Origin of the sequence: Providencia sp. PROV141 (assembly GCF_028481645.1) — a bacterium.
GTDB lineage: Bacteria > Pseudomonadota > Gammaproteobacteria > Enterobacterales > Enterobacteriaceae > Providencia > Providencia rettgeri.
In genome coordinates this window covers 27,838-42,900 of sequence record NZ_JAMPPR010000018.1, presented here as the reverse complement: position 1 = coordinate 42,900, position 15,063 = coordinate 27,838, and the positions used below count along the sequence as shown (strand labels likewise).

Below are 15,063 nucleotides of genomic sequence, written 5' to 3'. Positions count from 1 at the left end.
TTCATCTATTTTTCACGTACCGTACTGTACATGCTTCTTATGTAAACGAAGCAGATAAAAACCCCAAAAATAGATATTAATTGTATTCTTTACCTACAGGATAAAATTATACAGAAAAACATCTACTCTTTGGTTGTTATATACTCCATCTTTTTCTTCCCAGTGTGACAAGTTATTGGGGCAACAAGTTCAAATATTCTTTAGTTCTTTTTATTATTGCTACACACTGGCTATTTCCAATACAAATTGGGTGAATTCGCTGGGTGTTCGCTCTATTATCTACCAAAAACGCGGCAAATTTATGTCAATACGCAAAATGAATCCGTCGAGATGCGATATTTTGCATGATAAAAGCCTATTTATGCCAGAAAAAAATGATTTTTTACAAATTAATTACAATATTAATAGCTTAAACACTGTCACTACGTCAATGAATTACCCGCAAATTTTAGGCATTTTTAAATACATATTTAATCATTTTACTAGGAGTGAAAGATGAAAGCTCTGGTCCTGCAACAATCGGAAGATAAAATTATCTCTGGCATTCAACCTCTAACGACAGAAATGCTCCCGGCCGGTGATATTATAGTCGATATTCATTGGTCCACACTCAATTATAAAGATGGGTTAGCCATTTGTGGAAAGGCAGGGGTTGTTCGCCAATATCCGATGGTACCTGGTATCGATTTTTCAGGCGTGATCCACCACAGTGAAGACCCCCGCTTCCAAATTGGCCAACATGTGCTACTGACAGGATGGGGGGTGGGCGAAACGCATTGGGGAGGTTTAGCGTCTCAAGCAAGGGTTCCGGCTAAATATTTAACGCCTCTTCCAGAGAATTTATCCTTAAAGCAAGCGATGGTTATTGGCACTGCTGGCTTTACCGCTATGCTCTGCGTAAACGCCTTAGAAGAGGCAGGCGTGACACCTGATAAAGGCGAAGTCATCGTAAGTGGCGCTAGCGGTGGTGTTGGTAGTACTGCCGTGCAATTACTGTCTTTACTGGGTTATGAGGTTGTCGCGATTTCAGGTCGAGAAGAAAACAGCGGTTACCTGCAAAGTTTAGGCGCTAAGAGAGTATTACCTCGCAGTGATTTCACTCACCCTGCTAAGCCATTAGACAAACAGTTATGGGCTGGGGCGATTGATACTGTAGGTGGCGAATTACTCGCCAATCTTCTTGCACAAACGCACTATAATGGTACTGTTGCTGCCTGCGGTTTAGCTGGTGGCTTCGACTTACCAACTAGCGTCATGCCATTCATTTTACGTAATGTCCGCCTACAAGGTGTGGATTCTGTCTACTACCCTGCTGCAAATCGCGCTAAAGTATGGCAGCGCCTTGCGGATACTCTCCCCGCTGCTTTCTATGAGCAAGTCAGCAATGAGATTAAATTAGAAGATTGTGTCGAATATGCAAAAAAACTCTTAAAAAATGAAGTCACTGGGCGTACGCTAGTTAACCTACGAGCTGAGTAACGCATTTATTGCGGTACTCCCGCCTAAATAGGGATTACCGCACATTTTCAAAAATAAATTCGGGTAATTTCTCTGATAAGACCAGTATTTTGCTGCTATATGTCACGAAATAATTATAATGACGGACTTTGTCAGTAGAAAATCCATTTATTTTTATGATAAAAGATGACAAACGCTTAGCATCGCGTTATGTTGTCGGGCTATTGATAATATCGTCGGAGTTAGCAGCATAATGGCAGAAGATATTCACATTTTACTCTTGAATGGGCCAAACCTAAACCTGCTAGGTACACGGGAACCTGATAAATACGGCAACCAAACTCTTGCTGATATTGTATCCAAGCTCGAGGCAGAGGCAAACCAGCTAGGAGTAAAACTGAGTCATTTTCAGTCAAACGCAGAATTTGAACTCATCGATAAAATTCATGCTGCACGTCATGATGTTGATTTTATTCTCATCAATCCGGCTGCATTCACACATACCAGTGTTGCACTACGTGATGCATTACTCGCGGTGAGTATCCCGTTTATCGAGATCCACCTGTCTAATGTGCATGCTAGGGAATCATTTCGCCAACATTCTTATTTCTCCGATAAAGCTATCGGTGTAATTTGTGGTCTAGGTGCTGATGGTTATAGTTTTGCTTTACAGGCAGCGGTTAACCGTCTGCGCCTAATTAATTCAATCCAAATATAAGAGTACGGAATCATATCCATGGATATTCGTAAAATTAAAAAGCTGATCGAGCTGGTCGAAGAGTCTGGCATTTCTGAACTGGAAATTTCTGAAGGGGAAGAGTCAGTACGTATCAGCCGCGTTTCACCTGCTGCTCAGGTTATGGCTGCACCTCAACAGTATTACTCAGCACCGGTTGCACAACAACCTGCTCTGGCTAATGCGGTTGCACCATCTGAAGCAATGGTAGCGCCAGCTGCACCAGCAGCAGTTGCAGGTCACCAAGTTCGCTCACCAATGGTCGGTACTTTCTACCGCGCACCAAGCCCAGAAGCGAAGCCATTTGTCGAAGTTGGTCAAACGGTCAGCGTTGGTGATCCACTTTGCATCGTTGAAGCGATGAAAATGATGAACCAAATCGAAGCAGATAAAGCAGGCGTTGTTAAAGCCATTCTGTTGCAAAACGGTGATGCAGTAGAATTTGACGAGCCATTAGTTGTCATCGAATAACGAGGCGTTTCCATGCTGGAAAAAATTGTTATTGCTAACCGTGGAGAAATCGCATTACGTATTTTGCGTGCCTGTAAAGAACTTGGCATCAAAACAGTAGCGGTTCACTCTACGGCAGATAGCGATCTAAAACACGTGTTACTGGCTGATGAAACAATCTGTATCGGCCCAGCAGCATCAGCGAAAAGTTACTTAAATATCCCTGCAATTATCTCAGCAGCGGAAATTTCAGGTGCGCAAGCGATTCACCCAGGATATGGTTTCTTGGCTGAAAACGCAGATTTCGCAGAACAAGTTGAAAACTCTGGTTTTGTTTTTATCGGTCCAAAAGCTGAAACCATCCGCCTAATGGGTGATAAGGTTTCTGCCATTAACGCGATGAAAAAAGCCGGTGTACCTTGCGTTCCGGGTTCTGATGGCCCATTAGGGAACGACACTGAAAAAAATAAAGCCATCGCTAAACGCATCGGCTTCCCTGTCATCATCAAAGCATCTGGTGGTGGTGGTGGTCGTGGTATGCGTGTGGTACGTAATGAGAAAGATTTAGAATCTTCTATCAACCTAACGCGTGCTGAAGCGAAATCCGCTTTTAATAATGATATGGTTTACATGGAAAAATTCCTTGAAAATCCACGTCATATTGAAATTCAAGTCATGGCTGATGGCCAAGGCCATGCGGTTTACTTGGCTGAGCGTGACTGTTCAATGCAGCGCCGCCACCAAAAAGTGGTTGAAGAAGCACCAGCTCCAGGTATTACACCTGAAATTCGCCGCAATATCGGTGAGCGCTGTGCCAATGCGTGTATTGAAATCGGTTATCGCGGTGCAGGTACTTTCGAATTCTTATTTGAAAACGGTGAGTTCTACTTCATTGAAATGAATACCCGTATTCAAGTTGAGCACCCAGTCACTGAAATGATCACTGGTGTAGACTTGATTAAAGAGCAGCTGCGTGTTGCATCTGGGTTACCGTTATCAGTGAAACAAGAAGATATCGTGGTGCATGGTCATGCTGTGGAATGCCGTATCAACGCAGAAGACCCGAATACCTTCATCCCAAGCCCGGGCAAAATCACCCGTTTCCACTCTCCTGGTGGTTTTGGCGTACGTTGGGAATCTCATATTTACGCAGGCTACACTGTTCCTCCGTATTATGACTCAATGATTGGTAAATTAATTACTTATGGTGAAACTCGTGAAATCGCTATTTCTCGTATGAAAAATGCGTTAAACGAACTTATCGTTGATGGTATTAAAACCAATATTGAACTGCACCAAATGATTATGAGCGATGAAAATTTCCAAAAAGGCGGAACTAACATCCACTATTTAGAGAAAAAACTGGGTATTGCTGAATAAGTCAGCGATAACCTGTTTAACTCATCGTTAATCGATACCGTAACGCGCTGCGTTACGGTATTTTTTTGTGCTAAATACGCTTTATTGCACTTTTCTTCTGCTATTTTTCACACTCAGCCCACGGATTATCGTACAATTGCTGATTATTTTTTTATGGGAATGAAGGGGAATAACGGGTGGATAAACGTTTTCTTCAATCAAATAAAGAAGCACGCTGGTCATTTTATTTGACTATCGCCTATCTAGTCGGCTGGGTTATTAGTGCTTACCTGCCGGACAATACACTTGGAGTTACAGGGCTACCACTGTGGTTTGAATGGTCTTGTCTCATCTTACCCATCATTTTTATTTTGCTCTGCATTATGATGGTTAAACTGATTTTTAAAGACATCTCTCTGGAGGAGAATGATGCAGATTGAAGTTCTCCTGCCTCTCGTCGGCTACCTAACTCTCGTCTTTTTGCTATCCATTTATGCATATAAAAAACGAACAAAAGGCGAGTTTTTAAATGAATACTTTTTAGGTAATCGTTCAATGGGCGGCTTTGTCCTTGCGATGACCATCACAGCAACTTATATCAGTGCGAGTTCATTTATTGGTGGGCCGGGAGCTGCCTATAAATATGGCCTAGGTTGGGTGCTATTGGCGATGATCCAACTGCCTGCTATTTGGCTTTCTCTCGGCGTACTCGGTAAAAAATTTGCTATTTTGGCACGTCGCTATAATGCTGTTACGCTCAACGATATGCTGTATGCACGCTACCAAAGCCGGTTTTTAGTGTGGTTTGCCAGTGTTAGCCTGCTCATTGCCTTTTTTGGTGCCATGACAGTACAGTTTATTGGTGGGGCACGCTTATTAGAAACAGCAGCAGGTATTCCATATACTTACGGGTTAATGATTTTTGGGGTATCCATCGCACTCTACACCGCAATTGGCGGTTTTAGGGCCAGTGTCCTGAATGATGCGCTGCAAGGGCTAGTGATGCTATTAGGCACGGTGATCCTACTCGTTGCGATTATTTACCATGCCGGTGGTCTACCCGCTGCAATAGAAAAAATGCATAGCATAGATCCGAAATTGGTATCGCCTGAAGGTGCAGATGACATTTTAAGCGGGCCATTTTTAGCTTCATTTTGGGTTTTGGTCTGTTTTGGGGTGATAGGCTTACCTCACACCGCAGTTCGTTGTATTTCATATAAAGACAGTAAAGCGGTTCACCGCGGCATTATTTTGGGAACTATCGTCATGGCAGTGCTGATGTTTGGTATGCACTTCGCGGGCGCTCTCGGTCGTGCAATTTTACCTGACCTCACGATCCCAGACCAAGTGATCCCGACCTTGATGGTACAAGTTCTGCCACCTTTCGCTGCGGGGATCTTCTTAGCGGCACCAATGGCTGCAATTATGTCGACGATCAACGCACAACTGCTGCAATCCTCAGCTACCATCGTAAAAGATATCTATCTGAACACAGTGCCAACACAAATCAAAAATGAAAAGCGTCTTGCGCGGATCTCTAGCCTTTCCACTTTGGTCTTAGGTGCGTTGCTTTTAGTTGCAGCATGGAACCCGCCTCAGATGATTATCTGGCTGAATTTACTGGCTTTTGGTGGTTTAGAAGCCGTTTTCTTGTGGCCATTAGTCCTCGGACTCTACTGGGAAAAAGCCAATGGGACAGGTGCAATCAGTGGTATGGTCGTCGGTGGCGTCAGTTATGCCATATTGGCAAGTTTTAAAATTGAAATCATGGGCTTTCACGCTATCGTCCCATCACTGATTTTTAGTCTTATTGCCTTTTTTGTCGGTAATCTTTTTGGCAAAAGTCCAGTACAATCACCAGCAAACGAACAGGTAACTAGCACTCACTGATTCCTATCTACTGATAGGTGAATTTGGCGTTACCTAATGTAAATTAACAAATGTAATGCTCTCAATATTGACGCGAAGTATGACGAGCATTCTAGAAGAGAAAAAACAATGCCTTGGATACAAATAAGACTAAACTCAACCGCAAAAGATGCTGAAAACCTTGGCGATGCGTTAATCGAAACAGGGGCGGTATCCGTCACTTTTCAAGACAGCCATGACACCCCTGTGTTTGAGCCACTTCCAGGGGAAACGCGTCTTTGGGGCGATACCGATGTTATCGGGCTCTACGATGCAGAAACCGACATGAAACTTGTCGTCGCTCAACTAGAAAATAGTCCTCTACTGGGTGCGGGTTTTCTCCATAAAATCGAACAATTAGAAGACAAAGATTGGGAAAGAGAATGGATGGATAATTTTCATCCAATGCGCTTTGGGGATCGTTTGTGGATCTGCCCAAGCTGGCGTGATGTACCCGATCCAACTGCGGTTAATGTGATGTTAGATCCTGGGCTCGCTTTTGGTACTGGCACGCATCCAACCACCTCATTGTGTCTTCAATGGTTAGACGGCCTTGATCTCGAAGGTAAAACCGTGATCGACTTTGGTTGTGGATCTGGAATTTTAGCGATCGCTGCATTAAAATTAGGTGCCGCTCATGCGATTGGGATCGACATCGACCCTCAAGCTATCACCGCAAGCCGCGATAACGCGCAACGTAATGGCGTTTCAGAGCGTTTATCCCTATATCTACCTAAAGACCAGCCTAATGACTTACAAGCCGATGTCGTGGTTGCTAACATCCTTGCTGGCCCATTACGCGAACTCGCCCCTATGATTAGTGTGCTACCACGTCCGGGTGGGTTATTGGGTCTTTCTGGTGTACTCGCCAGCCAAGCGGAAAGTGTTGCGGATGCATACCGTTCAACTTTTGAAATTGATCCTGTCGCTGAAAAAGAAGAATGGTGCCGGATTACAGGTGTCAAGCATTTTTAGTGATTTTTTTTATTAAAATCAGAGAATAATTTCTTTGAAAACAACGCCAGAATAGATTATCTTATAGCTCAAATATTGCTCAATGGCTGGCGATAATCTGTTCTGCACGAGATTTGAACAGCACAACAGTTATTTTAATAAATCGTTATGGAACCAACTTAACTATTTGTTAAATATAACTAATTTTATAATTGCAAAGATGCAAGATAAAAAAATTAGTGATAAATAACCGTTTGCTCAAAGTTTGTCCTTTCATATCTCGTAAAAAATGCGTAATATACGCGCCCTTGCAGTCACAGTATGGCCCCCATTTAGTTATGCGAATCGGACAATATCAGTTGAGAAACTGTCTTATTGCTGCCCCCATGGCAGGCATTACAGATAAACCGTTTAGGTCACTCTGTTATGACATGGGTGCTGGGATGACAGTATCAGAGATGCTTTCTTCTAATCCTCAAGTTTGGAAGACCGACAAATCTAGACTCAGAATGGTTCATCGCGATGAACTTGGGGTTCGTTCAGTGCAAATAGCTGGCAATGATCCCGATGAAATGGCTGCCGCGGCTCAAATCAACGTTGAGAGTGGCGCTCAAATCATCGATATCAACATGGGCTGTCCAGCTAAAAAAGTGAATCGTAAGCTTGCAGGCTCGGCACTGCTACGCTACCCAGAAATCGTGAAATCGATTCTTGAAGGTGTCGTCAAAGCAGTGGATGTGCCAGTTACCCTTAAGATCCGCACAGGCTGGTCACCTGAAGAGCGAAACTGCATAGAGATTGCCAAATTGGCCGAAGATTGCGGCATTCAAGCTCTCACTATTCATGGCAGAACTAGAGCCTGTCTGTTTAATGGGGAAGCTGAATATGACAATATTCGGGCAGTTAAGCAGACTGTTACCATTCCGGTTATTGCCAATGGCGACATTACTGACCCGCTAAAAGCCAGAGCTGTTTTAGACTACACAGGGGCGGATGCCTTGATGGTAGGCCGAGCAGCTCAGGGAAGACCCTGGATCTTCCGGGAAATCCAGCATTATCTGGACACAGGTGAAATATTGCCACCGATGCCTATGGCAGAGGTACAACGTATTATGCTAGCGCATGTACAGGAATTGCACGACTTTTATGGTCAAGGCAAAGGAGCCCGTATTGCGCGCAAACATGTTTCTTGGTACTTGAAAGAACATGCACCTGATGACCAGTTTCGGCGCTCATTCAACACCATTGAGGATGCCAGCGAACAGCTGGAGGTGTTGGAAGCATTTTTTGAAAATTTTTGCGTAAATAAAGATAAGAGCTGACAGAACTATGTTCGAACAACGCGTAAATTCTGACGTACTAACCGTTGCTACTGTAAATTCACAAGATCAAGTAACTCAAAAACCGTTACGTGACTCAGTTAAGCAAGCACTGAAGAACTATTTTGCTCAATTAAATAATCAAGATGTTAATGATTTATATGAGCTGGTATTGGCTGAAGTAGAACAGCCTTTGTTGGACATGGTTATGCAATATACCCGTGGAAACCAGACCCGTGCAGCCCTGATGATGGGTATCAACCGCGGCACTCTGCGTAAGAAACTGAAAAAATACGGCATGAACTAATCCTAGTCGGTTAATGCCGTATTTTTGTGAGCCCTCACTGTCATGCAGTGAGGGCTTTTTATTATCAAGCCGCAGATAGATTAAACTTCTGAACCGCTTGTTGTAGGTCTTGAGTTTGCTGTGCTAATGAGTTGGCTGCTGTAGCCACTTGCTCAACTAAAGAGGCATTTTGCTGCGTAACACCGTCCATCTGTGTAATAGCGACTCCAACTTGGGCGATTCCTTTGCTCTGCTCTTCTGAAGCTACAGTGATTTGCGCCATAATTGCTGTCACCTCATTGATTCCTTGTAAAATATGCTCCATCGTTTTGCCCATCTCGTTCACCAAACCAGTTCCTTTTTGTACACAAGTTCCTGAGTCTGCAATTAACCGTTCAATTTCCATCGCGGCTTCTGCACTATGGCTCGCTAACTTACGTACCTCTGCAGCGACCACCATGAAACCGCGCCCATGCACACCTGCACGAGCCGCTTCGATAGAAGCATTGAGCGCTAAGATATTAGTTTGGAAACTGATATCGTTAATCATGTTGATGATATCTGCGATTTTTTGTGAACTTTGGGAGATTTCACTCATAGTAACGACAACTGAATCAACAATGCTATTCCCTTTATTAGCGACCACAAACGCTTCACCGACTAGTTGATTAGCTTGGAGTGTGTTTTCCATATTCAATTGAACTGCCGCTGTAATTTCCTCCATGCTCGCTGCCGTCTCTTCTAACGCAGCGGCCTGCTCTTCTGTTCGAGATGAAAGGTCGCTATTACCGTTTGAGATTTCATTTGCCCCCAAATAAATATTGTCACTTCCTTGCCGGATTGTATTGACCGATTCACTTAAATCTTTTCTCATCCCTTCAAGTATTGGAAATAATTTTCCTACACAGCTATTTCCGAATGACTGTACAGGATGGCTTAAATCACCTTTTGCGATATCAATAAAATGCTGTCTCAGTAAACCTAGTGGTTTTTGCATCATCTCTGCCATATAGCGATCAGTAAAAATGAGCATGAAGATCCCTAATATTGCAGTGATTATCATAACCATTCGCGTAATATTCATCACGTTATCAACATGATTTCGAGCTTGGCTAATCAACTCTTCTGCTGTCTGGTTGAATTTTTGAATTGAAGAACCAAAAGCTCGGCTCAATGCGGGAGTGACATTATGGGCGTGGGATAAATATTTATTGGCATCACTTTCCATACTAAGGGCTAATTGAGGCTTTACCCCATCATCAAGTAGTGCTTGCCAACTACTAATTACCTGCTCTGCAATTTCAGGAGTCATTGGCCCAGGAGAAATCAATTTTATCTGCTCTAAATATTTTTCCATATTGGACATCGCCTCTTTGACAGGGCCATAGTCCACTGTTTTTCCTTCACTTTTACTTTCCATTACCCGGGTTAACCGTGTAACAAAACGAAAATATTGGTCATTTCCCTGACTGATCACCGTCATTTGTTGTACTAATTGCCTATCAATATCGTTTCCATCAGCAATCCGTGATAGTGACCAACCACTGTATACATTCGTTCCCCCCAAGATCAGACACAAAATACTTAACAATACGAAGACCACAGTGCGAATTGAGTAATTTCGAAGTTTCTGCATAGAATTTCTCTTTTGGTGGGATAATCTGACAATATTTAACTTTATCGGCGCTATAGGAAAATATTTTAACCGCTAGATTTGGTCGCTCTTTACTCTATATAGGTAAAAATACTTATATTTCAAGGGGGTTACTATTTGATTTTGGGAATCAGAGAAAATTAAAAATTTGAGATTAATGTGAGTAATTTGAAGTAGATCGCTAAATACAAGAATCCAACCTGAGTAAATGAACCATCCCGATCACTATTTTCATATCTATCCTGACGTAAAAGCGACCATCCACTCAGTAACATATCCCCCCTAAGTCAACAATTTATTTTCACTTAAATCAAATAATTAGGCATAGAATAAATTGGTTTAAATTAATTGATCTTGAAATCAATAACAATATAATAAGATTGATTATCATTTGCATTATCATTAAAAAAGGCAAACCGACTCCAATGAAAAATATTTCCTCCGTTGGAAACAATATGGTTAAATTTAAGCCAGATTTTATTTGTTTCATTATTTTATCAACACTTTCTTTTACCACTCATGCAGCCAATAAAGAGCTTAAATCGTCGCAGCCTCAAGATGCTACCGATGCAATTGAGCTTCAAGATAGTTATGCACGACCTGACTACGTTGAAATAGAACGTTTACGAGATACCAAGCAAATTATTGTTATTTCAAAAGAAGATATTCAAGGTAAAGGCAACCGCACAATCTCTGATGTGCTTAAATCCGTTCCTGGTATTAGTGTCGATACCTCTGGGCAAGGTAATATAGACTTGCGGGGACAAGGGGCTGAAACCTCACAACGTAACCTACAAGTATTACTTGATGGGGCTCCAATTACCACATTAGCAAATCACCCTTACACCACTAACTACGATATTATTCCCGTTGAACAACTTGAGCGTATTGAAATCATTCCTGGCGGTGGAAGCGTTATTTACGGCTCAGGGACTGCAGGTGGAGTCATTAATATCACTTCTAACCTGAGAAGTATGGCTAATCCCAAAACAAGTGTTTTATCTGAATGGAACTCAGAAGGACACCGTTTAAATGCTAATTTAGGGGCGCGGGTTAATGATAAATTTTCAATTTTAGGCACTGCCAGTAAACTAAATCGTGACCTTTACTATAAAGATACCTACCGTAATTCAGAATATTATTCATTAGGTGGAAGATGGGATCTCACTTCAGATCAAAGCCTGATGTTGCGAGGAAGCCATCTCACTGAAAGTTCTCAGTACGTAAAAACGCTCACATCACGTAATATCAAAAAGTATGGTAAAGACTACGTTCCACCAGACAAAACCGTCACTGTTGGGATTGATGAAAATGGTAAGTTAATTAAAAAAACAATCAGCGGTTATTTGACCGGTGACCGCGAGGTCGATAGCTATAATTTAAGTTACCAAAATGCATTTACGGATAAACTCAATTTTGCTACTGATGTTTTCTACACTGATGGTTTTTATACTAATAATGCCAACTGGGAACAAAAAGTTAATCAAAAAAGCCACGGAACAAAAATCAAACTAGATATCGGCTACCTTGATGATAGTAACCTACTTTTGGGCGTAGATTACGCTAAACAAAAGGCTTCTATTCATTATATTGGAAGCTATAAAAAAGACAGCAAAGGACGATATTATGGGGTTCCTCATAATTTCGATTATGATAAAACAACAAAAGCAATTTATGTCCTTAACAGCCTGAAATCAGACCAATTTGTTTTTACTCAAGGGCTAAGACGTGAATTGGCTGAATGGTCATTTGATAAAAGCGGTACGGTAAATGGATCAGGTACTTCAGACCGTTGGAATACCGCTGCAGAACTCTCTCTTGCTTACCTTTATCGCGATACAGGCCGAGTTTATGGGCGATATGAACGAGGCTACACCCTTCCTGATGGCTTGCAAATCAGTGACCAATCGGTCGTTAATGGTGAAAAAATTTACACACCGACTAAAGCCGAAGATGAGAAATATGACTTATTTGAGGTTGGTTTAAGAGACAAATTAGCGTTTAGTACTGTTAATGTCACGTTCTGGACATCCAATACGAATAATCAGTTAAATCGCATTTATCTCACTAGTGTCAATGATGCGAAGACAATGAATTTGTTGAAAACTCGCCGCTGGGGAGCCGATGTTGACTTCCAGCAAACGCTCGGTGATTTCACCTTCCAAGAATCATATTCATGGCTCAGAGGACGTTCTGATTATAACAACCATGGCCGTCAATTCTTGGAAGAAAACGGCAAAAACACCATTGATTACACGAAAAGTGGTTTAACTAAAGTGCCAGAGCACTCCGTTAAACTAAAAGTAAAATACGACTTTACTGAGGATTTATCAGGAGATATTCAGTACACCTATTATGGTTCGTACAATAACTTCCTTTCTGATGCCAATAAAGAAGAAGATGGCGTTGTTAAATCACGTGAGCTCATTGACCTGAGTGTTCGTTACACACCGATTGAACACATTGAATTATATGGTGGAGTCACTAACTTAATGAATAAAACCTACTACGACTATGTTACTGCAGGCTACGGCTCATTGATTCCTGGAAATGAGCGCTCATTTTTTGCAGGTATCAAAGCCACCTATTGATTTAAACAGGAAATGTTTCAGTGACTATAAACCCGTTTTTTCGCTATAAACTTGCTTTAGTACTGTCACTCGTTATCCATATCATTGCCATTATGTTTATCGCCCTACAAACAGGTAGGGCAGTACCTATGGTCGAAGGTGAGGAAACGATAACGCTATCTCTAGGGGGGCCAATGGGCTCCTCTGGGGGCTCAGGAGAGCAGAGTAGTAAGAGACAAGCGCAATTACAAGAAGTTATATCAGAATCCCCTTCGAAGGCTGAAGCTGCTTCGCAACTGAAGCCGCTTAGCAAGTCTCAACCTAATGAAAGTAAAATACCCTCAAAAACCCAACTTAAAAATTCATTAACTCCTGTCAATGTTCCCGTTGATAATACAGTTGAATCACCTTTGCTCACACAGAAAACTAAAGTAAATACAAAACCGGAGATCAGTCAGCCCGTACAAGGAAAAAAACAAGAAAAACAAAGTAAATTACTGAACAATGACACTCGAAATAACACAGAAAATCAGCTTATTGCCAATAAAATAAGCCATAAAACACAGCAAGACTCACTAAAAACAGCTAAAGAAACACCATCCAATTCAGCTGCTAAAAATCATTCTGCCACCACCTCATCAACTTCAGAAAGTAGTCAAGGTGGTAAAGGGAATAATATATTATCGGGTAATAACCAATTCGCTGCTAATGGTGATGGAAGTTATACCGCACTCGGTTCGAGTGGTATTTCCTATACAATTTTACAGGATGCGACCCCTAAGTATCCAAAAGAGGCTCGCTCCTTAGGCTATACAAAAGTGGTTAAAGTACAAATTCGGTTATTAGTTGGATTAGATGGCCAAGTTGAATCCGTTGAAATACTAAACAACAAGATCCCTGATTTAGGTTTTAAAGAAGAAGCGGTGAAAGCGATTAAAAAAATGGCCTTTAAACCCATTATTTATCAAGGACAAAATATTAAAATGTACTTTAAAAAAACGGTCATATTTCAATACTAGTTTACAGTCAGCCATATTGTTGGATAGAAAAAGGTACAGCGAACCCTCACTGTACCTTTGCAGTTATTTTACAGCTTGTATTTTGAAAAATTAACGGTATATCGGTAACAAATTAAACTGCGCTAACAATTGGCAAATAATACCAAAGACACCAAAAGCGATTACGGCATAGATTAACCCCTTTCCGCCCCACACTTTAAATTTAGATTCAGGAAAACGCTCTCTTACCTTTAATGCCATAACTGCAGGGCAAATAATAGCCCAGATACATGCCGCCATACCTGCATAAGCTATTGCGATTAAAAAACCATTTGGGAATAACATGCAAAGAATAAGAGGAGGCAAGAAACATAATAATGCAGATTTCATTCTACCTGATGGGTTATCTTTAAAATTCAGCGAAGCAAGAATGTAATCAAATAACCCAATTGCGACACCTAAGAATGAACAGAATACAGCACTAATAGAGAACCACAGTAAGAATGTCGCAATATTTTTGCTATTCAGCACTGCATATAGTGATTCAATAAATGCGTCTAAATTACCGCCTTTATTAATAATTGTCAAAAATTCTGCCCGCGGTAGATTTCCCATTGTCCCCATGATCCAAAGAAAATAGAGAACCAATGCTAATACACAACCGATAACACAACTCTTAACAACCTTTCTTTCATTCTCATGATAAAGCTTATATAGACTACAAACATTCCCATGATAACCAAAAGAAGTAATTGCATAGGGGATAATAATAAAGACAAAAGGTAGCAATGCTGTTTGTCCGCCCTCAACCGGTGAAGTTAATAACAAATCTGTTTTTACAATAAAAAATAACCCAGAGAAAGCCAAAATAAATAAAACTATTTTAATAAATAAAAACAATGATGTTAAACGGCTTGCTCCAACGCCACTCCACCAAATACTCGCACCTAATATTAATGTAAAGATAATAAATATTAATCTTAAATTGATGTTGTATCCGTAAATAGCGGCGGCTTCTTTAATAACCGAGCCTGCAGCTGATATGTAGGCATAAATTAATATATAAAGTACAAATATTAATGCCATATTAGCTATATAGCATGCCCATTTTGGTAATAATTCTTTAGATATGAAAAAGTAATTCGTTCCTGATCCATATTTTGATATACATTCTAAAATATAAATCCCTGAGTGAAACATAAAAAAGCAAACAACTAACAAGATAGCTACAGAGTTAATAAACCAAGCTCCAGCCATAATAGTGGGCAAACTAAACATACCCGCCCCGATCATGGCACCGCCTAGCACAAAACCCCCTACCATTATGGAGGGTTCTTTTTTGGCTGCCGAATTATTCATGGTGTTTACCTT

Annotated in this window: 13 protein-coding genes; 11 read left to right on the top strand and 2 right to left on the bottom strand. The window is 41.2% G+C overall.

The features are described 5' to 3' along the window. Positions 1 to 495: 495 nt before the first annotated feature. The 9 genes from acuI (at position 496) to fis (ending at position 8,491) form a co-directional block, all read left to right on the top strand. Complete coding sequence (acuI, locus tag PSF09_RS12315; RefSeq protein ID WP_272664353.1) at positions 496 to 1,479, top strand: acrylyl-CoA reductase (NADPH); 984 nt, start codon at positions 496 to 498, stop codon at positions 1,477 to 1,479. Positions 1,480 to 1,711: 232 nt separating this feature from the next. Further along, complete coding sequence (aroQ, locus tag PSF09_RS12310) at positions 1,712 to 2,176, top strand: type II 3-dehydroquinate dehydratase (RefSeq protein ID WP_210835930.1); 465 nt, start codon at positions 1,712 to 1,714, stop codon at positions 2,174 to 2,176. Between the two features lie 18 nt (positions 2,177 to 2,194). Next, positions 2,195 to 2,665 carry an acetyl-CoA carboxylase biotin carboxyl carrier protein gene (accB, locus tag PSF09_RS12305; protein WP_004908206.1) on the top strand — a complete coding sequence of 157 codons (471 nt, stop codon included), beginning with the start codon at positions 2,195 to 2,197 and terminating at the stop codon, positions 2,663 to 2,665. 12 nt (positions 2,666 to 2,677) lie between these two features. Then, positions 2,678 to 4,024: an acetyl-CoA carboxylase biotin carboxylase subunit gene (gene accC / locus PSF09_RS12300; protein WP_102137952.1), complete on the top strand. Its 1,347-nt coding sequence runs from the start codon at positions 2,678 to 2,680 to the stop codon at positions 4,022 to 4,024. A 176-nt stretch (positions 4,025 to 4,200) separates the two neighbouring features. Next, positions 4,201 to 4,443 carry a DUF997 family protein gene (locus PSF09_RS12295; protein ID WP_004908202.1) on the top strand — a complete coding sequence of 81 codons (243 nt, stop codon included), beginning with the start codon at positions 4,201 to 4,203 and terminating at the stop codon, positions 4,441 to 4,443. After that, positions 4,433 to 5,893: a sodium/pantothenate symporter gene (gene panF / locus PSF09_RS12290; RefSeq protein WP_272684008.1), complete on the top strand. Its 1,461-nt coding sequence runs from the start codon at positions 4,433 to 4,435 to the stop codon at positions 5,891 to 5,893. The genes PSF09_RS12295 and panF overlap by 11 nt, the downstream gene beginning before the upstream one ends. A 108-nt stretch (positions 5,894 to 6,001) precedes the next feature. After that, positions 6,002 to 6,886: a 50S ribosomal protein L11 methyltransferase gene (gene prmA, locus PSF09_RS12285; protein ID WP_210835928.1), complete on the top strand. Its 885-nt coding sequence runs from the start codon at positions 6,002 to 6,004 to the stop codon at positions 6,884 to 6,886. A 317-nt stretch (positions 6,887 to 7,203) separates the two neighbouring features. Then, a complete protein-coding gene (gene dusB, locus PSF09_RS12280) occupies positions 7,204 to 8,187 on the top strand; it encodes a tRNA dihydrouridine synthase DusB (RefSeq protein ID WP_004908195.1) in 984 nt (327 codons plus the stop codon). A gap of 7 nt (positions 8,188 to 8,194) precedes the next feature. Further along, on the top strand, positions 8,195 to 8,491 hold the full coding sequence (gene fis / locus PSF09_RS12275; protein ID WP_004258438.1) for a DNA-binding transcriptional regulator Fis: 297 nt from the start codon (positions 8,195 to 8,197) through the stop codon (positions 8,489 to 8,491). Positions 8,492 to 8,555: 64 nt separating this feature from the next. Here fis and PSF09_RS12270 read toward each other — a convergent pair whose 3' ends face one another. Then, the gene (locus PSF09_RS12270; RefSeq protein ID WP_272683962.1) at positions 8,556 to 10,106 is read right to left on the bottom strand and encodes a methyl-accepting chemotaxis protein; all 1,551 of its coding nucleotides are present in this window, start codon (positions 10,104 to 10,106) and stop codon (positions 8,556 to 8,558) included. A gap of 473 nt (positions 10,107 to 10,579) precedes the next feature. Between PSF09_RS12270 and PSF09_RS12265 the strand changes: the two genes are divergently transcribed. Both PSF09_RS12265 and PSF09_RS12260 read left to right on the top strand, forming a co-directional pair. Further along, positions 10,580 to 12,715, top strand: a complete 2,136-nt coding sequence (locus tag PSF09_RS12265) for a TonB-dependent receptor (protein ID WP_272683961.1) — start codon at positions 10,580 to 10,582, stop codon at positions 12,713 to 12,715. 20 nt (positions 12,716 to 12,735) lie between these two features. Next, positions 12,736 to 13,713, top strand: coding sequence for an energy transducer TonB (locus PSF09_RS12260; RefSeq protein WP_272683960.1), 978 nt, complete (start codon positions 12,736 to 12,738; stop codon positions 13,711 to 13,713). Between the two features lie 90 nt (positions 13,714 to 13,803). Here the strand turns inward: PSF09_RS12260 and PSF09_RS12255 are convergent, their stop codons facing one another. Beyond that, the gene (locus PSF09_RS12255) at positions 13,804 to 15,051 is read right to left on the bottom strand and encodes an aromatic amino acid transporter (RefSeq protein ID WP_210835922.1); all 1,248 of its coding nucleotides are present in this window, start codon (positions 15,049 to 15,051) and stop codon (positions 13,804 to 13,806) included. Positions 15,052 to 15,063 lie beyond the last annotated feature (12 nt).